The organism is Bradyrhizobium sp. INPA03-11B (assembly GCF_040446015.1).
Taxonomy (GTDB): domain Bacteria; phylum Pseudomonadota; class Alphaproteobacteria; order Rhizobiales; family Xanthobacteraceae; genus Bradyrhizobium; species Bradyrhizobium macuxiense_A.
In genome coordinates this window covers 36,208-59,614 of sequence record NZ_JASGSR010000009.1, presented here as the reverse complement: position 1 = coordinate 59,614, position 23,407 = coordinate 36,208, and the positions used below count along the sequence as shown (strand labels likewise).

At 65.4% G+C, this 23,407-nt stretch carries 20 protein-coding genes and 1 other RNA gene; 6 read left to right on the top strand and 15 right to left on the bottom strand.

Annotation, left to right across the window (positions count from 1 at the left end; genetic code table 11):
• Nucleotides 1–62: 62 nt before the first annotated feature.
• The 7 genes from murD to rsmH form a co-directional block, all read right to left on the bottom strand.
• Nucleotides 63–1,463, bottom strand: coding sequence for a UDP-N-acetylmuramoyl-L-alanine--D-glutamate ligase (gene murD, locus QMZ05_RS05735; protein ID WP_353699895.1), 1,401 nt, complete (start codon nucleotides 1,461–1,463; stop codon nucleotides 63–65).
• An 8-nt stretch (nucleotides 1,464–1,471) separates the two neighbouring features.
• Nucleotides 1,472–2,578, bottom strand: a complete 1,107-nt coding sequence (mraY, locus tag QMZ05_RS05730; RefSeq protein ID WP_021077241.1) for a phospho-N-acetylmuramoyl-pentapeptide-transferase — start codon at nucleotides 2,576–2,578, stop codon at nucleotides 1,472–1,474.
• Between the two features lie 10 nt (nucleotides 2,579–2,588).
• Nucleotides 2,589–4,022 carry a UDP-N-acetylmuramoylalanyl-D-glutamyl-2,6-diaminopimelate--D-alanyl-D-alanine ligase gene (locus QMZ05_RS05725; protein WP_353699894.1) on the bottom strand — a complete coding sequence of 478 codons (1,434 nt, stop codon included), beginning with the start codon at nucleotides 4,020–4,022 and terminating at the stop codon, nucleotides 2,589–2,591.
• Nucleotides 4,019–5,488, bottom strand: a complete 1,470-nt coding sequence (locus QMZ05_RS05720; RefSeq protein ID WP_353699893.1) for a UDP-N-acetylmuramoyl-L-alanyl-D-glutamate--2,6-diaminopimelate ligase — start codon at nucleotides 5,486–5,488, stop codon at nucleotides 4,019–4,021. Before QMZ05_RS05720 ends, QMZ05_RS05725 begins: the two co-directional genes overlap by 4 nt.
• A 123-nt stretch (nucleotides 5,489–5,611) precedes the next feature.
• Nucleotides 5,612–7,369: a penicillin-binding protein 2 gene (locus tag QMZ05_RS05715; RefSeq protein ID WP_353699952.1), complete on the bottom strand. Its 1,758-nt coding sequence runs from the start codon at nucleotides 7,367–7,369 to the stop codon at nucleotides 5,612–5,614.
• Nucleotides 7,370–7,380: 11 nt separating this feature from the next.
• Nucleotides 7,381–7,830 carry a hypothetical protein gene (locus QMZ05_RS05710; RefSeq protein WP_353699892.1) on the bottom strand — a complete coding sequence of 150 codons (450 nt, stop codon included), beginning with the start codon at nucleotides 7,828–7,830 and terminating at the stop codon, nucleotides 7,381–7,383.
• A 2-nt stretch (nucleotides 7,831–7,832) separates the two neighbouring features.
• Nucleotides 7,833–8,828 carry a 16S rRNA (cytosine(1402)-N(4))-methyltransferase RsmH gene (rsmH, locus tag QMZ05_RS05705; RefSeq protein WP_353699891.1) on the bottom strand — a complete coding sequence of 332 codons (996 nt, stop codon included), beginning with the start codon at nucleotides 8,826–8,828 and terminating at the stop codon, nucleotides 7,833–7,835.
• 482 nt (nucleotides 8,829–9,310) lie between these two features.
• Here rsmH and QMZ05_RS05700 point away from each other — a divergent pair, with 482 nt between their 5' ends.
• Entirely contained in the window at nucleotides 9,311–10,174 is an 864-nt protein-coding gene (locus tag QMZ05_RS05700) for an N-acetylmuramoyl-L-alanine amidase (RefSeq protein WP_353699890.1), read from the top strand.
• A 104-nt stretch (nucleotides 10,175–10,278) separates the two neighbouring features.
• The gene (locus tag QMZ05_RS05695; protein ID WP_353699889.1) at nucleotides 10,279–10,512 is read left to right on the top strand and encodes a hypothetical protein; all 234 of its coding nucleotides are present in this window, start codon (nucleotides 10,279–10,281) and stop codon (nucleotides 10,510–10,512) included.
• A gap of 86 nt (nucleotides 10,513–10,598) precedes the next feature.
• Here the strand turns inward: QMZ05_RS05695 and QMZ05_RS05690 are convergent, their stop codons facing one another.
• Nucleotides 10,599–11,834: an RNA polymerase sigma factor gene (locus QMZ05_RS05690; protein ID WP_353699951.1), complete on the bottom strand. Its 1,236-nt coding sequence runs from the start codon at nucleotides 11,832–11,834 to the stop codon at nucleotides 10,599–10,601.
• 69 nt (nucleotides 11,835–11,903) lie between these two features.
• The gene (locus QMZ05_RS05685) at nucleotides 11,904–12,263 is read right to left on the bottom strand and encodes a YciI family protein (protein ID WP_353699888.1); all 360 of its coding nucleotides are present in this window, start codon (nucleotides 12,261–12,263) and stop codon (nucleotides 11,904–11,906) included.
• A gap of 149 nt (nucleotides 12,264–12,412) precedes the next feature.
• On the opposite strand from QMZ05_RS05685, the gene rnpB reads away from it, so the two are divergent.
• From rnpB to QMZ05_RS05670, 3 genes are all read left to right on the top strand, one after another.
• An RNA gene (rnpB, locus tag QMZ05_RS05680) (RNase P RNA component class A) lies at nucleotides 12,413–12,825 on the top strand.
• A gap of 103 nt (nucleotides 12,826–12,928) precedes the next feature.
• A complete protein-coding gene (locus tag QMZ05_RS05675; RefSeq protein WP_353699887.1) occupies nucleotides 12,929–13,108 on the top strand; it encodes a hypothetical protein in 180 nt (59 codons plus the stop codon).
• 68 nt (nucleotides 13,109–13,176) lie between these two features.
• Nucleotides 13,177–13,704 carry a hypothetical protein gene (locus QMZ05_RS05670; protein WP_353699950.1) on the top strand — a complete coding sequence of 176 codons (528 nt, stop codon included), beginning with the start codon at nucleotides 13,177–13,179 and terminating at the stop codon, nucleotides 13,702–13,704.
• Nucleotides 13,705–13,897: 193 nt separating this feature from the next.
• Here the strand turns inward: QMZ05_RS05670 and QMZ05_RS05665 are convergent, their stop codons facing one another.
• The 3 genes from QMZ05_RS05665 to QMZ05_RS05655 form a co-directional block, all read right to left on the bottom strand.
• The gene (locus tag QMZ05_RS05665; protein WP_353699886.1) at nucleotides 13,898–15,352 is read right to left on the bottom strand and encodes a GntP family permease; all 1,455 of its coding nucleotides are present in this window, start codon (nucleotides 15,350–15,352) and stop codon (nucleotides 13,898–13,900) included.
• 4 nt (nucleotides 15,353–15,356) lie between these two features.
• Nucleotides 15,357–16,376, bottom strand: coding sequence for a patatin-like phospholipase family protein (locus QMZ05_RS05660; protein WP_353699885.1), 1,020 nt, complete (start codon nucleotides 16,374–16,376; stop codon nucleotides 15,357–15,359).
• 155 nt (nucleotides 16,377–16,531) lie between these two features.
• Nucleotides 16,532–17,254 (bottom strand): alpha/beta hydrolase, encoded by a 723-nt coding sequence (locus tag QMZ05_RS05655; RefSeq protein WP_353699949.1) that lies wholly within the window; start codon nucleotides 17,252–17,254, stop codon nucleotides 16,532–16,534.
• A gap of 111 nt (nucleotides 17,255–17,365) precedes the next feature.
• Here QMZ05_RS05655 and QMZ05_RS05650 point away from each other — a divergent pair, with 111 nt between their 5' ends.
• Complete coding sequence (locus QMZ05_RS05650) at nucleotides 17,366–18,109, top strand: sulfite exporter TauE/SafE family protein (RefSeq protein WP_353699884.1); 744 nt, start codon at nucleotides 17,366–17,368, stop codon at nucleotides 18,107–18,109.
• Nucleotides 18,110–18,139: 30 nt separating this feature from the next.
• Here the strand turns inward: QMZ05_RS05650 and QMZ05_RS05645 are convergent, their stop codons facing one another.
• The 3 genes from QMZ05_RS05645 to QMZ05_RS05635 form a co-directional block, all read right to left on the bottom strand.
• A complete protein-coding gene (locus QMZ05_RS05645; protein ID WP_353699883.1) occupies nucleotides 18,140–19,525 on the bottom strand; it encodes an MATE family efflux transporter in 1,386 nt (461 codons plus the stop codon).
• Between the two features lie 84 nt (nucleotides 19,526–19,609).
• The gene (locus tag QMZ05_RS05640) at nucleotides 19,610–21,412 is read right to left on the bottom strand and encodes an ABC transporter ATP-binding protein (RefSeq protein WP_353699882.1); all 1,803 of its coding nucleotides are present in this window, start codon (nucleotides 21,410–21,412) and stop codon (nucleotides 19,610–19,612) included.
• A gap of 365 nt (nucleotides 21,413–21,777) precedes the next feature.
• Nucleotides 21,778–23,367, bottom strand: a complete 1,590-nt coding sequence (locus QMZ05_RS05635; protein ID WP_353699881.1) for a DHA2 family efflux MFS transporter permease subunit — start codon at nucleotides 23,365–23,367, stop codon at nucleotides 21,778–21,780.
• Between the last annotated feature and the right edge of the window lie 40 nt (nucleotides 23,368–23,407).

Here is a 23,407-nt window from a genome sequence, read left to right as displayed (position 1 = left end):
GCACGGCTCTGGCTGCGGATGGGGTCGAGTGCAGCAAAACCCATCCCAGGAGTTGGCGGTCGTCACACCACCGGCTTGACGCCGGGCAGCGCCTGGACAATGTCGCGGAAGGCAGTGCCGCGGATTTCGAAATTGCGGTACTGGTCGAACGAGGCGCAGGCCGGCGACAGCAGCACGACGGCCTCACTCAGTCCCGACGCCTCGGCATCGCGCGCGGCGCTTGATATCGCGACGTCGAGTGTGCCGGACATCTCGTGCGCCACGCGGTCACCGAGCGTGCCGGAGAATTCGGCCGCCGCCTCGCCGATCAGATAGGCCTTACGGATGCGCGGAAAGTATTCGGTCAAACTGGTGATGCCGCCGGCCTTCGGCTTGCCGCCGGCGATCCAGTAGATGTCGGCGAAGGACGACAGCGCGTGCGCGGCCGCATCCGCGTTGGTGCCCTTGGAGTCGTTGACGAACAGCACGTTGCCGCGACGGCCGACCTGCTCCATCCGATGCGCCAGACCCGGGAAGCTGCGCAAGCCGTTCTGCAGCACGTCGGTGGCGACGCCGATCGCGAGCGCGCAGGCCGAGGCGCAGGCGGCGTTCTGCGCATTATGCAGGCCGCGCAGCGAGCCGATGCCGCCGAGACGCGCGATCTCGCTGCGCGCCGCACCCGAGGCACGCACGATGGTCTCGTGCTCGACATAGAGGCCGTCTGGCAGCGGGTTCCTCACCGAGATGCGCACCACGCGCTTGCCGGCGCGATCGAGCCGGTCGGCGATGTTGCGGCACCAGATGTCGTCGACGCCGGTGATCGCGGTGCCGCCCTGCTGCACGCCGGCAACCAGCCGCTCCTTCACCGCGGCGTAGTGCTCCAGCGTGCCGTGGCGATCGATGTGGTCTTCGCTGATGTTGATCAGGATGCCGACCGAGGGATCGAGCGACGGCGCGAGATCGATCTGGTAGGACGACATCTCGATGACATGGACGCGGCCCATCCGCGGCGGCTCCAGCGACAGGATCGCGGTGCCGATGTTGCCGCCCATCTGGGTGTCGTAACCGGCAACCTTCATCAGATGCGCGATCAACGCCGTGGTGGTCGATTTGCCGTTGGTGCCGGTGATGGCGACGAACGGCGCGTTCGGCGCATGACGCCGCCGCTCGCGGGAGAACAATTCGACGTCGCCGATCACCTCGACGCCGGCCTCGCGCGCCTTCAGCACGCTCCAGTGCGGCGCCGGATGGGTCAGCGGCGCGCCGGGGGTCAGGATCAGCGCGGCGAAATTCGCCCACGACACAGCGCGCAGATCGGCGGTGGTGAAGCCGGCCTGCGCCGCCCTGGCGACGTTATCGGCATTGTCGTCGGCCGCGATCACCTCGGCGCCACCGGCCTTCAGCGCGTGGCAGCTCGCGAGACCCGAGCCGCCGAGCCCGAACACCGCGACCGTCTTGCCTGCGAAGGAGGTGACCGGGATCATGACGACGCTCAGCGCAGCTTGAGGGTGGAGAGGCCGGCCAGCGCCAGCATCACCGAGATGATCCAGAACCGGATCACGATCTGCGGCTCGGTCCAGCCCTTCTGCTCGAAATGATGGTGCAGCGGCGCCATCCGGAACACGCGTTTTCCCGTGAGTTTGAACGAGGTGACCTGCACGATCACCGAGACCGCCTCCAGCACGAACAAGCCGCCGATCACCGCGAGCACGATCTCGTGCTTCACCGCGACCGCGGTGGCCCCCAACATGCCGCCGAGCGCGAGCGAGCCGGTGTCACCCATGAAGATCGAGGCCGGCGGCGCGTTGAACCAGAGGAAGCCCAGGCCCGCGCCAAGTACCGCGCCGCACAGCACCGCCAGTTCGCCGGTGCCGGCGACGTAATTGATCTGCAGATATTCCGAGAACACCGCGTTGCCGGTGAGATAGGAGATCATGCCGAAGCTTGCCGCCGCGATCATGACAGGCACGATCGCAAGACCGTCGAGGCCGTCGGTCAGGTTCACCGCATTGCCGGCGCCGACCATGACGAACGCACCGAAGATCACGAAGAACCAGCCGAAGTTGATCACGAGGTCCTTGAAGAATGGAATCACGAGCGAGGTCGAGGACACGTCGCGCCCGAGCCGGACCAGCGCGTAGGTGGCGGCGAGTCCGATCACCGCCTCGATCAGCAGGCGGAGCTTGCCGGCGAAGCCGCTGTGTGACTGCTTTGTGACCTTCAAATAATCGTCATAGAAGCCGACGAAGCCGAAGCCGAGCGTCACCGCCAGCACGATCCAGACATAGGGGTTGAGCGGGTTGGCCCAGAGCAGCGTCGACACCACGAGCCCGGACAGGATCATCAGCCCGCCCATCGTGGGCGTGCCCTTCTTGGAAATCAGATGCGACTGCGGCCCGTCGGTGCGGATCGGCTGGCCCTTGCCCTGCCGCAGCCTCAAGTGATCGATGATCCACGGCCCGAACAGGAACACGAACAGCGCACCGGTCACCATCGCACCGCCGGTGCGGAAGGTGATGTAGCGGAACACGTTCAGGGCGCTACGGAATGCCCCAAACCCCGGAACGGTGTTGGACAGCTCGATCAACCAGTAGAACATTCAAAGGGTCCTATACCGCTTCTTCGTGCGCGGCCTTGTCGGGGAAGCGCTTTTCCAGCGCGCTGACAATGAGCTTCATCTTCGATCCCAGCGAGCCCTTCACCATGATCACGTCACCGGCACGGACCGCGCCGACTGCCTGCGCCTCGAGCGCCGCCGAACTCTCGGCATAGCCTCCCCGCTTGCCGGTGGAAAGGGCATCCCACAAATTCCGCATCAGCGGACCACAACAATATACGAGGTCGATGCGGTTGGCGGTCACGGCCTCGTTGAGGCCGCGGTGCAGCTCGGGCCCGGTCGGCCCGAGTTCGAGCATGTCGCCGAGCACGGCGATGCGCCGGCCATGCGCCCCGGTCGGGGCCTGGCCGAGCACGTTGAGCGCGGCCCCCATCGAGGCCGGGTTGGCGTTGTAGCTCTCGTCGATCAGCGTCGCCTCGCCATGGCCGACCTCGAGCGTGCGGCGGAAGCCGCGGCCTGTCGGCGCCTCGAGCTGCGACAGCGACAGCGCCGCGCGCGCGATATCGGCGCCGAGCAGCGATGCCCCCGCCAGCACCGCGAGCGAGTTCATCGCCATGTGCCGGCCAGGCATGCCGATCTTGTAGGTGATGTCGTGATCCAGAATATCGGCATGCACCGCCGAGCAGGTCGCATGCAGCGAGAGGTCGAGCAGCCGCGCTTCGGCGCGCTTATCGCTGCCGAACGAGACGATACGCGAGATGCCGGCCTTCTTCGCCTGCTTCTGCAGCCTCGCGAATTGCCCGTTGTCGCGGTTGAGCACGACCGCGCCGTCGGGCTCGAGGCCTGCGAAGATCTCCGCCTTGGCGTCGGCGATCGCCTCGATGCCGGCGAAGAATTCCAAATGCACCGGCTCGATCGTGGTGATGACGGCAACATGCGGCCGCACCATCTTCACCAGCGGCGTGATCTCGCCGGCATGGTTCATGCCGATCTCGAACACGGCAAAGCGCGTGCTCGCCGGGCAGCGCGCCAGCGACAGCGGCACGCCCCAGTGATTGTTGAACGACGCCACCGAGGCATGCGTCTCGCCCTGCGCCGACAGCACGCGGCGCAGCGCCTCCTTGGTCGAGGTCTTGCCGACCGAACCGGTCACCGCGATGATCTGCGCATTGAGCCGCGCGCGCGAGGCATGCGCGAGCTCGACGAGGCCGGCGAGCACGTCGTCGACCACCAGCAGCGGCGCATCAGCGGGAAACTTGTCGCGTTGCGCGGCCTCGACCACGGCAAGTCCGGCGCCGGCCTTCAGCGCCGCCGCGACGAAGGCATGGCCGTCATGGACGTCGCCTTTGATCGCAAAATACGCCTCGCCCGGCGCGATGGTGCGGCTGTCGATCGAGAGGCCTGTGACGCCGTCCGGCAGCGTGCCCTGCGTCGTGGCGCGCATCGCCGTCGCCATCGCATCCGAGGTCCACAATAGCGTGCTCATGCGCCCTCCCCGGCCAATGCATTCGCGACCGCTTCATGATCGCTGAACGGCAGCGTCGTGCCGCCGACGATCTGCCCGACCTCGTGGCCCTTGCCGGCCACGACCAGCGCATCGCCCGGCTCGAGGCCGGCAATGCCGGCGCGGATCGCTTCGGCGCGGTCGCCGATCTCGCGCGCGCCCTTTGCGGTCGCCATGATCGCGGCGCGGATCGCCTCGGGGTTCTCGCTGCGCGGATTGTCGTCGGTGACGATAATTTGATCGGCATTCTCGGCCGCGATCGCGCCCATGATCGGACGCTTGCCGGCATCGCGATCGCCGCCGGCGCCGAAGATCACGACCAGCTTGCGCTTCGCATAGGGCCGCAGCGCCTGCAGCGCCTTGGCGAGCGCATCAGGCTTGTGCGCATAATCGACGAAGATCGGCGCGCCATTGTGCTCGCCGACAAATTCCAGCCGGCCTTTTGCGCCTTCGAGGTGTTCGAGGCTGGCGAACACCTCATCGGCGGCGCTGCCGGTGCCGATCGCAAGTCCGGCCGCGACCAGCGCGTTCTCGATCTGGAATTCGCCGACCAGCGGCAGCCGGATCGCATATTTGCGTCCGCGGTGCTCGATCACGAGCTTCTGCGCAAAACCTTCGATGGCGGCGTCCGTAAGCCTGATGCCCCCGCCTGCGTCGGCGTTGCGACTGACCGTGATGATGCGCAAGCCCCGTGCGCGCGCCGCCTCGATCACCTCGGCCGAACAGTCGTGATCGGCCGAGATCACCGCCGCGCCGCCATCGGCGACGAGATCGCGGAACAGCCGCAGCTTGGCGTTCAGGTAATGCGCGATGTCGGGATGATAATCCATGTGGTCGCGCGACAGATTGGTGAAGCCGCCGGCCGCGATGCGGACGCCGTCGAGCCGATACTGGTCGAGGCCATGCGAGGAGGCCTCGAACGCCAGATGCGTGACACCGTCGCGCGCGATCTCGTCGAGCTGGCGATGCAGCGCGATCGGATCGGGCGTCGTCAGCGAGCCGTAGACGGTGCGCTTGTCGGAGACGAGACCGATGGTGCCGATGCTCGCCGAGGAGTGACCGAGCCGCCGCCAGATCTGGCGCGTGAAGGCGGCGACCGAGGTCTTGCCGCTGGTTCCGGTCACCGCCGCGATCGTCGCGGGCTGGCGCGGGTAGAACTTTGCGGCGGCGAGCGCCAGCGCGCGGCGCGGATTTGGCGTTGCGACAAACGGAACGCGAAGCGGCACCTGCGGCGGATGGTCGCCGGCAATCGCAACCGCGCCTGCGGCGATCGCCGCATCGATGAAGCGCGCGCCATCGGTCTTGCTGCCCGACAGCGCGAAGAACAGATCACCCGGCTTTACCGCGCGGCTGTCGACTGCAAGGCCTCCGACCATGACAGCGTCGGCACTTGGATCGATCCTTGGATCAATCGTGGCATCGGCGCTGAAGAGGTCGCGAAGTCTCATGATCTTCCAGTCTGGCCGGCGCCGTTCTGGCGCCGCTATTTGAGCATGATCTGATCGGAAAGCCGCTTCGCAGTTTTCGCTAACGCGGCCGTTCCGGTCCGGATCATGCTGTGACTATACGCCTTACTGGGTTGTTCTGGATGCCGCAAGAATAAGGCGGTCGGACGGCGGCAGGTCGAATCGCGGTTCGACGCCCAAAAGCGGCGCAATTCGGGCGATCACATTGCCGCCGGTCGGCACCGCATTCCAGCCCGAGGTGATGAAACCATAGGTCTCCTTCAGCGGCTGCGGCTCGTCGAGCATGATCAGCAGCTGATATTTCGGATTGTCGGCGGGCAGGATCGCGGTGAACGCGTTGAGCACGCGCTTCTTGGCGTAGCGGCCGTTGATAACCTTCTCCGCGGTGCCGGTCTTGCCGCCGATATAGTAGCCCTTGACGTCGGCCTTCTTCGCGGTGCCGACCTCGGCGTTGAGCCGCATCAGATAGCGCATCTTGTCCGAAGTCTCGGGCTTGATGACGCGCCTGGCCAACGCCATCGCCTCCTGCTCGGTGCGCTTCAGGAAGGTCGGCGGGATCAAATAGCCGCCATTGACCAGCGCGTCGATGCCCATCACCGCCTGCAGCGGCGCCACCGCGATGCCGTGACCGAATGAGATCGTGACGGTATTCAATTCGCCCCACTTCTTCGGCACGATCGGCGAGGCGCTCTCCGGCAGTTCGGTGCGCAGCCGCTCGAGCTGCCCCATCTTGCGCAGGAAGGCCTTGTGCGCGTCGACGCCCATCGCCAGCGCAATGCGCCCGGCGCCAATGTTGGAGGAATAATAGAACACCTCTTTCATGTTGATCATGCGGCCCAGATTGTGATCGTCGTGGATCGCAAACTTGCCGTAATGCAGCGGGCCGCGCGCATCCCACATCGAGTTGAGGTCGAACCTGCCGCTATCCAGCGCCATGGCCAGCGTGAACGCCTTGAAGGTCGACCCCATCTCGTAGACGCCGGTGGTCAGGCGGTTGATGCGATCGGGATCGTGCGCCTCCTTCGGATTGTTCGGATCGAAATCCGGCAGCGACACCATCGCCACGATCTCGCCGGTGCGCACGTTGGAAACCAGGCCCGAGGCGGCCTTGGCCTTGAACTTCTCTTTCGCTTTGATCAGCTCGTCACGCAGCGCGTGCTCGACGCGCAGGTCGACCGACAATTCCACCGGCTTCTGCAGCCGGTCCGTGGCGAAGCCCGCGCGATGCAGATCGGCCAGACCATTATTGTCCAGCCACTTCTCCATGCCGGCGATGCCCTGGTTGTCGATATTGACGAGGCCGATCAGGTGGGCGACTTCGTTGCCGGTCGGATAGACGCGCTTGTTCTCGCGCAGGAAGCCGACGCCGGGAAGGCCGAGGCGATGGATGTCCTGCTGCTGCTTTGGCGTGATCTCGCGCTTCAGCCAGACGAAGCCCTTGCGCGACGACAGGCGGTCGCGCACCTCTGAGGTGTCGAGGTCGGGCAAGGCCCCGGTCAAGAGCTCGATCGCCTCGTCCTTGTCGATCAGGCGGCGCGGCTCAGCGAACAGGCTCGGCGCCTTGACGTCGGTCGCAAGGATTTCGCCGTTGCGATCGGTGATGTCGGGCCTTGCGGTTGCGATCGCGTCCTGCGAGGCGGTGCGCCGCGCGCCATGGCTGTCGGCGCCGACGGCGAACAGCACGAGCCGTCCGGCCAGCACGCAATAGACCGCGGCGAAGGCGAGGATCGCAAGACCGACGCGCGCGCGCGCCTTGGCGGCACGGTCGACATTGCTTCCGTACAGCAGCGAGCGGATCAGCCGCTGGCGCAGCGGCTCGGCGGATTTCGCTGTCGGTTTGTTGGCGGGCGCCGGATTGGTCATGGCTGGTCCCGTCATTGCTGGTCTCCCCCGCCCTGTCCGGAATCGTCGGACACGGGCTGGTCGGCGGCGGGCTGGTCGGTCGCCGGCTTGTCGATCGATCCGGTCGTGCTGTCAGGCGCGGCCGCGGCCTCGATGGTGTCGATCATCGCGCCGATCGGATCGCGCGAACCGGGCCGCGTGAAGCTCGGCGGCCGCTCCGGCAGGTTCTTCAGGGAATCATATTGGTTGGCGTTGAGCGGCTTCAGCGGCAGATGGCGTTCGGCAAGCCCCTGCAGCCGCAGCGGCGCATCGAGCTTGGCCCATTCGGCGCGCAAGGCGGCGATCGCATTGCGCTGCTCGCGGATCTCGGCATTGAGCTGCAGCACGCGTTCGACGCGCGCGGTCGATTCCATCTTGATGCGGTAGACATAGGACGCCGCGAAGATCAGCATGCCGATGACGAGGAGATGGAGAAGGCGCATCGTCACCCTCCCCGCTTCAGGTCAGACAGCCGCGGCCAGGACGGCAAGTCATCGTCCGCATGCGCGGGCGCTGAGGTGCGTTCGGCCGCGCGCAGTTTTGCGGAACGCGCGCGCGGATTCGCCGCGATCTCCGCATCGGATGGCACAACCGGGCGCTTGGTCAGGATCTGAAAGCTCGGCGCAGCCTGCGCGACCTCGGGCAGATGCCGCGACCCGGCCGCGAGCTTGCCGCGCTCGCTGAGGAAATTCTTGACGATGCGGTCTTCCAGCGAATGGAACGAGACCACGGCGAGCCGGCCGCCGGGCTTCAGCACCCGCTCGGCCGCCGCGAGCGCCCGATGCAGCTCGTCGAGCTCTTCATTGACGAAGATGCGCAGCGCCTGAAACGTCCGCGTCGCCGGATGGATCTCGTTCGGCTTGGCGCGCACGACTTTCGCGACGATGTCGGCAAGCGCTTCGGTCGTCGTGATCGGCGCGTCCTTGCGCGCGGCGACGATGGCGCGCGCAACGCCGCGCGAATGGCGCTCTTCGCCAAAGATGTAGATGATGTCGGCGAGCTGCTTTTCGGTCGCAGTCGCGACCACATCCGCCGCGGTCGGGCCGCTCTGCGCCATCCGCATGTCGAGTGGACCGCTCAGGCGGAAGGAGAATCCGCGCTCGGCCTGGTCGAGCTGCATCGAGGAGACGCCGACATCCATCACGACGCCGTCGACCGCATCCACGCCCTGCGCGGCGCAGACCTCGGCGAGTTCAGAGAAGCGATCCTCGACCAGCGTCAGCCGGCCGCCCGCGCCGTCGACCAGATCGAAACCGCCTGTTATCGCAGTGCGGTCGCGATCGATGCCGATCACGCGCGTATCATTGACGTCGAGAATCATGCGGCTATAGCCGCCGGCGCCGAAGGTCGCGTCGACATAGATGCCGCCGGCGCGCGGAGCGAGATAGGCGACCGCCTCGCGGCCCAGCACCGAAATGTGACGCGGCGCACGCTCGCTCATGCGCAGTCCCCGGCAAGGGCCGCGTAACTGGCATGCAAGCTGGTTGCGCGCCGATCCATTGCGTCTCGAATCCTCGCGCCTTGCCCGACCGTTCCGGCAAAAAAGCCGCCGCGTGAAGCCAGCGCCAACTCCCGTCCTCGGCCGCAAATCCTGATATCCGACCGGAATTGGGAGGGTTTCCATGGGATTTCGCGCAAACAGCGGGGCTCAACGTCCTTGGGCCGTCCCCCGAAACCGGTTCGGCACTTACCCTCTCAGTAACGGCACTTAACGTTAAGAAAACGTTGATGATCGGTTAGCGGAATCGCGCGGGTTTGATCCGCATTCGAGTGATGCCTTCGGCGCCCGCTCAGGTCATAATGCGGGCCCCTGGAACCCAAGAGGCCGATTGCGCGGCCCTGCACGGTAAAGGAATAGTAAACGCCTCTTTGTTTATCCATATGTCAAAATGCGTACTCCTGGTTTGGGTTTGAGTGATTCGTATGGCTTCTGGTTCGTCCTCGTCCGGCAACGCTGATCCGAAGCGTCAGCGCGTCCTTCCTGTTCCGAAGGGCGTGGCCGACGTGAAGACGTTTACGCCGGATTCCTCGATCGCCTCCGACGTCATCCCGTCGGTGAATTTCGGCGACCGCACGGGCGACCGGCAGCCTGACATGATCGTGCTGCATTACACCGGCATGCCCGATGTCGAGGGCGCGATCGCCCAGCTCTGCACCGCCGGCACCGAGGTCTCGGCGCACTACATCGTGCTCGAGGACGGCCGCATCGTGCAATGCGTGCCGGAGAGCAAGCGCGCCTGGCATGCCGGCGTCTCCGCCTGGGCCGGCGAGGAGGACATCAATTCCTGCTCGATCGGCGTCGAGATCGTCAATCGCGGTCACGATTGGGGCTATCCCGACTTCCCGTTGCGCCAGATCGCGGCCGTCATCGCGCTGTGCCGCGGCATCATGCTTCGTCGCAACGTGGTCTCGCATCGCGTGCTCGGCCATTCCGACGTCGCGCCGGGGCGCAAGAAGGATCCCGGCGAGAAATTCCCGTGGCACTCGCTGGCCAATTCCGGCGTCGGGCACTGGGTGCAGCCGGCGCCGATCGTGCGCGGCGACGCGCTGCAGCTCGGTGCGATCAGCGATGCCGTCTCCAACATGCAGGCCGCGTTCCGCCGCTACGGCTACAACATCCCAACCAACGGCAAGTTCGACGGCCCGACCATGGAAGTCGTCACCGCCTTCCAGCGCCATTTCCGCCCCGAGCGTGTGGACGGGATCGCCGACCGCTCCACCATGGCGACGCTGTACGCGCTGCTCGAGAGCCTGCCGCCGGACGCTGCGACGGCGATTGTGGCGTAGGCCGAGTAGCGCCGTTTTTTTCCCGCCAAATGCGCGTGCGCAAATGGAACTTTTGACCACGTGCCGCCTTTTTTAGCTGGGGCGGTCTGAGTGGAGATTCGTCCATGTTCAAAGCACTGATCGCGGGAGCTGTCGCCGTTGGCCTGATCGCCGCTCCGGCAGCCGCTATGACGAACCAAGGCAAGTCCACGTCGACTATGCACAAGACCCACAAAGTCCATCATGCGCAGAAGAAGATGGCACCTGGCACCACGACCGGCATGTCGACTGGAAAGACGACGACCGACAAGTCGACCGGCGGCGCCACCGGCGACACCAAGGCGAAGACCGGGTACTGAGCACGTTCAATGCCGAACGGCACGCTGACGATCGCTGATTGGAGAGGCGTGCCCTCGCAAACCGCGCACGAGATGAGGTGAGTTGCTCACCCCATCTCAGCGATCCTGCGCGCGTAGAGCCGCCGCAGCGGCTCGAGTTGCGTCGCGGCGGTTGCAACGAGATAGGCCTGTCGTGCTTCGTCCTTGCGGCCGAGGCGGCGCAGCAGGTCGGCGCGCACCGCGGGCAGCTGGTCGTATCCCTTCAGGGTGCCGCGCGCATCCAGCGCGTCGATCAGATCGAGCGCGCGGGCCGGTCCGTCGACCATCGAGACCGCAGCGGCGTGATTGAGCTCGATCACCGGCGACGGGCTGATGCGAAGCAACACCTCATAGAGACCGGCGATCTGCGGCCAGTCGGTATCCTCATAGTTCGGCGCCCGCGCATGCAGCGCGGCGATCGCAGCCTGCACGGCGTAGGATTGCGGCCGGCCCGGCATCTGCAGCGCCTGCTCGACCAGCCTCACACCTTCGGCGATCTGCCTGATATCCCACAGCGAACGGTCCTGCTCCTCGAGCAGGACGATGTCGCCGCCGGCGGTCTGGCGGCCGGCACGGCGCGCGTCGTGCAGCAGCATCAGCGCCAAGAGGCCCTTGATCTCGCCGCGCGCCGGAATCAGCCCATCGAGCAGCCGCGCCAGCCGGATCGCCTCGCGCGCAAGATCGGGCCGCATCAAATCCTCGCCGGCGGTCGCCGCATAGCCTTCGGTGAAGACGAGATAGATCACCGCGAGCACGCCGGTGAGGCGCGGCTCCAGCGCCTCGCGCTCCGGCACCTCATAGGGAATTCCGGCGAGCTTGATCTTCTGCTTGGCGCGCAACAGGCGCTGCGCCATCGTGTCCTCGCTCACCAGGAAGGCGCGCGCGACCTGCGCCGTCGTCAGCCCACACACCGTGCGCAGGGTCAGCGCGACCTGCACCTCGGCGGCAAAGGACGGATGGCAGCAGGTGAAGATCAGCCGCAGCATATCGTCATCGAGCGTCGCATCGGCGGGCTCGGACGGCGCCTCCGCATCCAAGAGCAATTGATGCGTCAGTTCCTGCTGCTTGCCGCGAAACGCAACCGCGCGGCGGACGCGGTCGATCGCCTTGTTGCGCCCGACATTGACCAGCCAGGCGCGCGGATTGGCGGGGAATTCACCGATCGGCCAACGTTGCAACGCGATCGCAAAAGCATCCTGAAGCGCATCCTCGGCCAGATCGAAATCGCCGACGAGGCGGATCAGCGTCGCGAGCGCCCGGCCCGCCTCGTCGCGGAAGATTTTCTCGATCTGGCTAGGGGTCATGGCCATCAATCGTTACTCAACGGCCGCGCCAGATGACGCGGCCGCTGCATTCATGATGCGACAATGGCGTCATTGCGGGTTGTCGTAGATCATCACCGGCCTGACTTCGATCGAGCCGGTCTTGGCGCCGGGGATCCGCGCCGCAAGACCGAGCGCGGTGTCGAGATCCTTGGCCTCGACCAGATAGTAGCCGCCGAGCTGCTCACGGGTTTCCGCGAACGGCCCGTCGGTCGTCAGCGTCTTGCCGTCGCGGACCCGCACCGTGGTTGCCGTCGACACCGGCTGCAGCCCGTCGCCGGCCTTGAAGTGCCCACTCTGGATGATGGACTGGGTGTAGGCTCCGTACTCCGCCGTTACCGCCTTGCGGTCGTCGGCATTCATGCGGCCATATTCCGCGTCGCTCCGGTAGATCAGCAGCAAATATTGCATCTCATCTCTCCTCTTGATCGGCTGGATCGCCGACACCCAGTCGAACGGGCGGCAGGCGGGACGACATCTTCAGGATAAATTATTTTGGCGGCCTTGGCGGGGCTAATGTCCGCTTGACGGGACCGCCCGAAACGCCCATGCCATGGGCGTCAGTCGGCCGGACGGCCGCTCCCGCTGGTGCCGAAAGGCCGCAGGAGAGGAAAGTCCGGGCTCCATCGACATGCGGTGCCGGATAACGTCCGGCGGGGGCGACCCCAGGGAAAGTGCCACAGAGAACGAACCGCCCCGCTTCGGCGAGGTAAGGGTGAAAAGGTGCGGTAAGAGCGCACCGCGTTTCCGGCAACGGAGACGGCATGGCAAACCACACCGGGAGCAAAACCGAATAGGGACGGCAACGCGGTTAGTTCGCGCACGCGCGATAACACCGCAGGGCGATGTCAGGCCCGCTGTCCGGGTAGGTTGCTCGAGGCAAGGTGCAAACCTTGTCCCAGAGGAATGGCCGTCGCGTACCATTCGCGAGAATGGTGCCCTACAGAACCCGGCTTACAGGCCGGCTGATATTTTGGAGTATGAGGGGCTCGGCGCAACACGCCGGGCCCCTCGCCATATCCGACACCACAATCGCGCGTCATCTGCTAGACTACCTGCTTCGCGGAGGATCGCAGATGGATCTTCAAAAGATCATGGCGAAGGCCCGAGACGTCGCCAAAAGCAGCGGCACGATCACGACCGAACAACTCAACGGGATGTGCCCCAACAATATGGAGCCCGAAGATATCGCGGCTCTCTTTACGGCTTTGCGGACTGAGGGGATTCGCCTCAAGGACGACGACGCAGAAAAGTAAGGGCCACTCGCTGGAACTGGACCTGTCCTTCTGCCCAAGATTCAAGAAAATCAAACGGAGGAATGGTGATGTCGGTTGCCTGCAAGTTCGAGCGCAGCATTCTCAGCCACGAGGAATACGAGGCCATCCGTCTGACGCATCACCCCGACATCTACGGCGTTGAGGTGGCTGAGCTCGAGGCGATGCGACCGCGCTTGCGCAAGATGCGCGACAGGGAGCGGACGGTTGGTCGCCACAAGCAGCGCGAGAGCCGCGGAAAGGGCGAAGCTCGCGGGACGAGCTTTCCGGGAACTGCCAAGCATGCATCGGAACGGAAGCAGGTGTTCGCCGCGGCGCTGAAGCGGGTCAACACGGAGCTCCGGCGCCAGCACAATCTGGCGGCCCGGACGGCGCATGTCGAAGCAGCACGAAAGGCCCTCGCGCTGCACCGGGCCGCGAACTTCACGACGCGTCCACCGGCCGGAGCCAACGCGGGCGAAGGCATGGCGCCGAAGCCGAGCGAACACCGACGAAAGATCGTTGCAGGCGCGAAGATCGGACGGGTGTCGCAGGCGACGAAAGTCGCTCAGGCCGTGCGCGATGCGCGCGGTGCATGAACACGCACACCTGATTGGCTCTGGCACAATGCTTGGCATCGCCCCAGAGTGACCGCTCGTCAGGAAACGATCTCCTGCAGCATCGCCATCAGCGCCTCGGGGGCGGTGACGTTCGCGAGTGGCTGGCGTCGATCTCGAAGGTGCGTCAGCCGTCGCCGTCCTGCGTCGCCTGGCGCATTTGCGCGGCGGCCCGCTAAAACGACCCGAACGCGGTGCCGATTGCGATCACCGCGATGAGCGCGATGACGGAATTCATGATCCCGACCATGACGATGTCGAGATAGCTGTCGCGATGCGTGAGGCCGCAGATCGCGAGCAGGCTGACAACCGCGCCGTTGTGCGGCAGGATGTCCAAAGTTCCGGAGCCGATCACCGCCACGCGGTGCAAAAGGCCGGGATCGATGCCCGCCTGCGCGGCAAGGCCCATATACGTCGGCCCGAGCGCATCGAGTGCGATCGTCAAGCCGCCGGAGGCCGACCCTGTCAGCGCGGCAAGCATGTTCGTCGCCACGGCAAGTGACACCAGCGGGCCGCCTTCGATGCCCAGCACCCAGTCGCGCACCGCGCCGAAGGCGGGGAGCGACGCGATGACCGCGCCGAATCCAACCAGGCTCGCGACGCTCAACGCCGGCAGGACGGACGCATTGGCGCCAGCGTCCATGGTTCGCCGTAGCGCGGTCAGTCTCGTCCGGTTGCACAGGATGACGGTCGCGATCGCGGCCCCCAGCGCGACGACAACCGACCAGACGCCGGCAACCGCCGGCAGCGACGTGCTTCCCCAGCGCTGCTCGGCCAGGAATGCGAAATCAAGCCGCGGCAGGACGAGAAGCGACATCGCCAGGTTGACGGCGACGACGACGATCAGGGGCAGCACGGCGTTGAAGATCGGAACAGCGGCTTCGCTGCGATGTCCGTGGCGGATCTCCGCCGGGTCGAATTCCCGCGCCGTCGTCGCCCGCTCGCGCACCAGCTCATCGTCGGCTGCGTCGCTGGACGCCGGCGGCGGCTCGGCGCCATAGCCCTCGTTTGCGCGGCGCGCCGCCGTCTCCGCCCGCAGCAACCACCACAGCCCGATGCCAAGCATGACGATCGCGGCGATGATGCCGAGGCCGGGCGCCGCGAACGGCGTCGTGCCGAAGAACGGCATGGGGATCGCATTCTGGATCGACGGCGTGCCCGGCAGCGCCGACATCGTGAAGGTCGAGGTTCCGAGGATGACCGCCGCCGGCACCAGGCGGCGCGGAATCCCCGCCGTGCGAAACAGCGATTGGGCCATCGGCACGATAACGAAGAACGCAACGAACAGGCTGACGCCGCCATAGGTGACCAATGCACCGGCGAGCACGACCGCAACGATGACACGGCGCTCGCCCAACCGCTCGGTCATGAAACGCGCGACCGCAGCCACGGCGCCGCTATCATCCATCAGCTTGCCGAACACGGCCCCGAGCAGAAAAATCGGAAAGAACTGCGCGAGAAATTCCGCCGCGCTGGTCATAAAGGTCTGCGTCCAGCTCGCGAGCAAGGGCTGACTGCCGAACGCCGCGGCAACCAGCCCACAGAGCGGCGCCAGCAACAGGACACTCCAGCCGCGGAACGCGAGACCGACCAGCAGGCCGAGTCCGACGAGAATGCCGAGCAGCCCCATCGCCTCAGCACTCCGTGAGCAAGATGTCGAGATCGGCAGTCGAACGCTGGCCAATATCCGCGCCGTGCGCGTCGAGAAATTCGCCGGCGGCGCGCCGTCCCTCCTCCTGCAGCTTGGCGACGAAGGCCCATTCGGCGTTGAGCTTGGATGACGAACCGAACGTCGCGAGCAAGTCGCTCTTGATCCGATGCGTCTTCATCTGCGACCAGCGGGCCCCCTCGCCGGTACCGGGATCGGCGACCTGACGGAGCAGCGCGATCATCCGCAGCTCCTTTGCCAGCGGCGAATTGAACGAGATTTCGTTGAGGCGGTTGAGGATATCAGCGGCGGAGCGCGGCTCCTCCGGCCGCTCGGTCGGATTGATCTGGACGATGACGGTGTCCTGGGCGTCGGTCTCACGGACAAGCGGCGTGATCGTTGGGTTTCCGGCATAGCCGCCGTCCCAATACGGCTCGCCGTCGATCTCGACGGCGCGAAACATCGTCGGCAGGCAGGCCGATGCGAGCAGGACATCGGCGGTAATCTCCGCATTGCGGAAGATTCGTCCGCGCCCCGTCCGCACGCGCGTGGCGGTCACGAACAGCTTGATCGGCGCGCGCGCGAGGCGCTCGAAATCGATGCTCTCTGCCAGGATCCGGCGTAGCGGATTGAAACCAAGAGGATTGAGGTCGTACGGCGAGAGCACCCGCGACATCAAATCAGTGAAGAAGTAGGCCGGAGAACTGTCGAGCGACCATCGTCCCATCAGGCGGTCGAATGGTGAGCGTTGCAGCGGACTGAATGCGGCGGCACGCGAAACGCTGCGCCAGTATTTTTCGAGGGCCTCGCGCGCGCCGGCAGCGCCGGCCGCAGCCCAGCCATCCGCCAGCACGGCGGCATTCATTGCGCCGGCCGACGTTCCGGAAATGCCCACGATCTGAAACCACGGCTCTTCAAGCAGCCGGTCCAGGACGCCCCACGTGAACGCGCCATGCGATCCGCCGCCTTGAAGCGCCAAGTCTACGAGTACAGGGCTTCGGTTCATCGGTCCACGCCCACATCGCTCCACGGATTATGTCGCAGATCGGCTGAACAAGCGAGATCAAGTTGCCGTCACCGTTGATGTCAAAGGATGGCTCGTGACCGCAACGCTGCATTGTTCAAAAACGACGCATGCATGCGGTGTAGCCATACCTGCTGCTACACAGCCCAGGCCGTGATCTCCTGCAGCATTGCCATCAGCGCCTCGGGCGCGGTGACGTTCGGCGAATGGCTGGCATCGATCTCGAGATAACGCCAGCCGGGTTCATTCTTCGTGCGTTTTGCAAACTGGCCGAACGTATCGGCCTGCGTGGCGCGGGTAGCGTAGATGTAGCTGCGCGGCAGGCTGGTCTCGCCGTGTCGCAGCTTCAGCTTCTGCTCGAAGCATTTGATCGGCATGTCGACCCTGCGCGCGGTCAGCCATTCGACATCCGCGGGAGACGTATCCGGCGGCGTCGGCATCGGCGGGATGCGCCAGCCGTCGCCATCGCTGGCGAGCTCACGCATGGTCTCGATGGCCGACTCGTTGAGATCGAACAGCGACTGGCCGTCACGCGGCACGAAGGCGTCGATATAGATCAGCTGCGCGATGCGCTCGCGCACCCGGTCGGCGACGCCGGTCGCGACCATGCCGCCATAGGAATGGCCGACCAGCACGATGTCGCGCAGGTCCTCATAGGAAATGACGTTGAGCATGTCCTGGATATGCGCTTCGAGGTCGAGCCCCTGATGCGCGAGGTGCGCGCGCTCGCCGAGCCCAGTGTAACTCGGCGTCACGAGCCGGTGCCCGGCGGCCTGCATCAGGGGATGCATCTTCTTCCACGCCCATCCTGCCGACCAGGCGCCGTGGCAGACCAGAAAAGTTTTCGACGAACCAGCAATCATGAGGATGCTTCCATTCCGATTATCGTTGATGAGGCAAGATTTTGAAGTGTACCCACAGCCGGCGTCGTGTAAACGTCGCGGCAACGATCAAAAACAACGAGATGAGGAATGAACCCGGCGAGCTACGCCATCCTGTTCTTCGGCGCGCTTGCCGGCGGTTTCGTCTCCGGCCTCGCCGGCTTCGGCACCGCGCTGATGGCGCTCGGCATCTGGCTCTATGTGCTGCCGCCGACGCTTGCGGTGCCGCTGGTGCTGGTCTGCTCCGTCATCGCGCAGGTTTCGACGCTGCCGTCGATCTGGAAGACGATCGATTTCCGCCTGGTCTGGCCATTCGTCATTTGCGGCCTCCTAGGTGTGCCGATCGGCATCCTGCTGATCGCGCGGGCCGACCCCGCAGTCTTCAAACTGACGGTCGGCGTGTTCCTGCTGGTGTTTCCGACCCTGCTGTTCCTGCAACGCAAGCCGATGTCGATTTCGTTCGGCGGCAAATGGGCTGACGGCGCGATCGGATTTGCCGGAGGCATCCTCGGCGGCCTCGCCGGACTGTCGGGCCCGCTGCCGATCCTGTGGGCGAGCGTGCGCGGCTGGGGCAAGCAGCAGCGCCGCGGCGTGTTCCAGATCTTCAACTTCACAATTCTGGCGGCCGCGCTCCTGGTCCAGATCGCAAGCGGCTTGGTGAAGCCCGAACTGATCTGGCTCGTGGCTTGCGCGTTTCCGGGAACGCTGCTCGGCGCCTGGATCGGCGCCCGACTCTATCACGCGCTCAGCGACCGCAATTTCTCCGATGTCGTGCTGGTGCTGCTGTTCCTGTCCGGCGTGGCGCTGTTGTGGAATGGGCTGGCGCCGCGATGATCAGCCGCCGTCGCACATTGGCTGAGCCGGTCATCCGACCGGCTCGAGACCAACGCGCTCCGGAGTGGCTTCCCGCGCCGGCGGCGCGAGACGCCTGTTGAATTCGCGACGCAGCAACCACAAGCTCAGACCAGCTTGCAGCCACGTCGACACGATCGACAGGTACCACACATGCTCGATCCGGAAGCCGGGCCGCGTCGAGAGCCAGATCACCGGCACCGCGTAGGCGAAGAGGCGCACGAACGAGCTCAGCAGCACCGGCCGGGTGTTGCCGAGGCCCTGGAACATGCTGTTGCAGGTAAAGACCAGACCCTGCGCCACCAGATTCATGGAGACGAAGTGCAGGAACTGGGCGGCGACCGCCATGGTCTCGCGATCGTTCGAGAAGCCGTCGAGCAACAGCCCCGGCTTCCACTGCGCGAGGATCGTGATCGCGATCATGACGATGGTGCCAATCGACACCGCCTGGATGAAGGTCTCCCGCACGCGCCCAGCATTGCCGGCACCGAAATTCTGACCGGCGATCGGGCCGGCGGCGAGCGCGACCGCCAATGCCGGCATCTGGATCAGGCCGAGCACGCGCGTCCCGATGCCGAAGCCGGCCTGGGCCGCCGGGCCGAAATCGCGCAGCACGCAATAGATCACGCCCATCCACGCAAAGATCAGTGCGAACTCGCCGCCGGCAGGCAGGCCGACATTGAAGATGCGCGTCCACTGGCGCAGTTGCGGGCGCCACTGCGCGGGATCGAACCCGACATAGCGCTCCAGCTTGCGGAAATACGCGAACAACATCAGCACGCCGATGAGGACGGCGATCGAACTTGCCAGACCCGCCCCGGCAACGCCGAACGCATGACCGGTGCCCCAGCCCGCGATCAGCACCGGCGCCAGTGCGATGTTGATGATGACCGCGACCGCCTGCACCAGCATGCTGGGCCGCACAATGCCGGTCGCCCGCAACGCTGACGCCATCACCTGAATGAGGAATTGCAGCGCCAGCGCCGGCATGAACCACAACAGATAGGTGGTGCCCGCGTCAACGGTAGCCTGGTCGGCCGCAACCGATCGCATATAAGGGCGCGACAGCACGGCCCCAGCGCCCAGCGTCAACAGCCCGCACAGCACCGACAGCACGATCGACTGGTTGAACACAAGATTGGCATCGGCGCGATCGGTACGTCCCACCGCGTGCGCAATCAGCGCGACGGTGCCGACGCCCAGCACCTGCATCAGCGCGTTGACGAGAAAGCCGGCATTGCCGGCGGCAGCCACTCCGGCGACGGCGGCCTCGCCGAGACCGGCGACAAAATACAAGTCGACCAGTTGGCAGATCATGATCGTGATCATGCCGACCACGATCGGGGGAGCCATGGTCAATATGTGGCTCACGATGGAGCCGCGCGTAAGGTCCTTCATATCAATTCCATTCTCAAAATCGATTCTCGTATCGATTCCGGCGCGTGGCTGGCGGACACCACCCATCAGCCACGCGCCATCGCTCTACTCCGCCGCCGCTTCCTGACCGAACTCGGTCGCCTGCCGCTCGAACAGGCCGCGGTAGATGCCGCCGGGACGCGCGGCAAGCACCTCGTGCGTGCCCTGCTCGACGATCTCGCCGCGATCGAACACCAGGATGCGATCCATGCTGCGCACGGTCGACAGCCGGTGTGCGATCACAATCGAGGTGCGGCCCTTCATCAGCCGCTCCATCGCCTGCTGGATCAGCGCCTCGGATTCCGAATCCAGGCTCGAGGTCGCCTCGTCCAGGATCAGGATCGGCGCATCCGCCAGGAAGGCGCGCGCCAGCGCCACGCGCTGCCGCTCGCCGCCGGACAGCTTGACGCCGCGCTCGCCCACCAGCGTGCCGTAATCCTTCGGCAGCCGCATGATGAAGTCGTGCGCATTGGCAAGCCGCGCCGCCTGCTCGATCGCCGCCATGCTGGCGCCCGGCCGGCCATAGGCGATGTTCTCCGCCAGCGTGCGGTGAAACAGGATCGGCTCCTGCTGCACGATCGCGATCTGGCTGCGCAGCGATTGCTGCGTCGCCTTGGCGATATCCTGACCGTCGATCAGGATCTTGCCACCGGAGACATCGTAGAGCCGCTGCACCAGCTTGACGAACGTCGTCTTGCCGGAGCCGGAGCGCCCGACCAGGCCGACGCGCTCACCGGCATCAATGTCGACCGACAGGCCGTCATACAGCGGCCGGCGATGGCCGCCATAATGGAACGTGACGTCGTCGAACACGATGCGGCCGCCCTGGATGTCGATCGTCCTGGCATCGTCAGCATCGATGATGCCGAGCGGCTCGCCATGGATCTGCACCAGCTCCTCCATGTCGTTCACTGAACGCTGCAGGTTGTTGATGTGCATGCCGACATCCCGCAAATAGGCGTGGATGATGTAGTAGCTGGTCAGCACATAGGTGACGTCGCCCGGCGTGGCGGCGCCTTGCGCCCACAACAGGATCGCGCCGCCCACCACCGAGGCGCGGAAGCACAACAGCACCAGCAGCTGCGCCGTCGAGGTGCGGTTGTAGCGCAGCCAGGTCCGCCGCACCCGCCGGCCCCAGCGGCTGATGACGCCGTCCAGCCGCATGTCCTCGCGCGTTTCCGCACCGAACGACTTCACCACCGCGTTGCAGGTCAAGGCGTCCGCTAGCGTGCCGCCGACCTTGGTGTCCCACGCATTGGAGACGCGCGCGGCCGGCGCGACGTAGCGCACCTGGAACACCATGGTCATCGCGACATAGATCACCGAGCCGACGGCAATCACCGCGCCGAGCTGCGGCCAGTGCAGCCCGAGCAGGATCATCGAGCCGACCAGCACGACGAGCGACGGCAACAGCGCCATCAGGATGGTGTCGTTCAACAAATCGAGCGCCCACATCCCGCGCGTGATCTTGCGCACGGTGGAGCCGGCGAACGAATTGGCGTGCCAGTCGGTCGAGAAGCGCTGCACGCGCATGAAGGCCTGCTGCCCGATATCGGACATCATCTTCAGCGTGAACGGCACGATGGTCTCGATACCGATCAGCCGCAGCAGCACCGACAGCGCGCCGAGGCCGACGATGGCGCCGAATGCCAGCATCGCCGCATGGCGCGCGGCGGCGTCAGTGGCGCCCGCGGTCAGCGCGTCGACCAGATGGCCTGAAAATACCGGCATGAACAGGTCGGCCGCGGTCGCGCCGAGGAAGCCGGCCGTTACGATGGACGCGCGAAACGGCTGTTCCAGCCAGTGACGAAACACGAAGGGAAGCACGATCCGGATCGCGGCCGGACGCTTGGTCGTTAGAGAGCTCATGGCACATCCCGGCCACGCATACGCTGCGCCCGCCGGCTCCATCTGAGGCAACGCGCGGACGGAATCCGGCCGCAGACGTCGCTGAAAACAATCGGTAACGTGTTGGGAAGTTTGGATGATCGGGCATCAAGCCCGATCAGCGCCGGGACCTAATGCGCGAGAGCGCCCAGCAGCAACGAACGCGGGCGCACGGTCTGCGAAACAAACGACATCATGTGCATCTCCCCGGTTCGTGAAACGATGGCGCTGCTTATAAATGCATCACGCGCAATTGGCAAGATGACATCCGCGTGAGTGCGTCAATGTGTCGATCATGCAACGCTATTCACGCGACCGGGTGCACGCCGCGCGAATGGCCGATGCGCTCAATGCGCGTCGCCGCCGCCTGCGGTCATCGACGGCGGCTTGTTGACAAACAGCACGAGGAGGCTGAGGCCGACATAGAACAGCGACAGCATGAAGAAGGCGTCGCCGTAGCTCATCACCTGTGCCTGGCGATGCACGATCTGCGAGAGCTGCTTCATCGCCATGGTCGTGGCATCGCCCATGCCCTGCAGGCGCTGGGCGAAATTGTTGAGGGTTTCGACCGCGGTCGCATTGCCCCAGGTGACGCGATCCTGCAGCCGCGAGATGTGCAGATCGGTGCGGTCGTTGAGCGCTTCGTTGATCAAGGCGAGCCCGACCGCGCCGCCGAGGTTGCGCATCAGGTTGAACAGGCCGGAGGCGTTCTTGACGCGGTCCTGCGGCAGCGTCGCGAGTGCGATGTTGTTGGTCGGCACCATCGCGCACATCATGCCGATGCCGCGCAGTATCTGCGGCACGAGCAGCTCGTAGAAATCGTACTCGCGGGTGATCCAGGTCATCTGCCAGGAGCCGAGCGCGAAGGTGACGAGGCCGAAGGCGATGATGTAGCGCAGATCGACCTTCTGCATCAGCCGGCCGACCACCGGCGCCATGAAGAACATCGTCATGCCGGAGATGAACATGGTCTCGCCGATCATCAGCGCGCTGTAGCCGCGGATCTCGGCGAGATAGCGCGGATAGACGTAAGTGAGGCCGTAGAGCCCGATGCCGATGCAGAATTGCAGCACGCAGCCGACCGCGAAGTTGCGGTTGGAGAAGGCATAGAGATCGACGATCGGCTCCTCCGCGGTCAGCACCCGCCAGAAGAAGGCGACCGCCGAGACGAAGCCGATCGCGGCGCAGACCGCGACCGAGGTGTCCTGCAGCCACTCATATTGCGGGCCCTCCTCCAGCACATATTCGAGCGAGCCAAGGAAGCCGCCCATGAAGATCAGGCCCCACCAGTCGAAGCGATCGAGCAGCGCGAAGTTCGGCTGGTCGAAATCGATCAGCCACAGCACGCCGACGGTGATGATGACGCCGGGCACGATGTTGACGAAGAACAGCCAGTGCCACGACATCAGATCGGTGATGTAGCCGCCGACCGTCGGCCCAACGGTCGGCGCCAGCGTCGCCACGAGGCCGATGATCGGCGCCACGATGTAGAACTTGGAGCGCGGGAAGATGGTGTAGGCCGAGGCGAACACCGTCGGGATCATGCCGGCGCCGAGGAAGCCCTGCAGCGCGCGCCACAGGATCATCTGCTCGATCGAGGAGGCGAAGCCGCACAAGAGGCTGGACGCCGTGAAGCCGAACGCCGAGATCGCAAACAACAGCCTTGTGCCGAGCGCGCGCGACAGGAAGCCGGACAGCGGGATCGCGATCACCTCGGCGATCAAATAGGCGGTCTGCACCCACGACACTTCGGTCGACGACGCCGACAGGCCGGCCTGGATCTCGGTCAGCGAAGCCGAGACGATCTGGATGTCCAGGATCGACATGAACATGCCGAACACCATGATGATGAAGGCGACCACCCGCTTGGGCTGGAGCCGCTCGGACTCCGAAGCGCCGGTCATCATCGAGGGCGAAGCAGTGGTCGCGTCGGCCATGGGCTCATCAGGCTCCGAGCCTCGGACTGTCGCCGAGGCC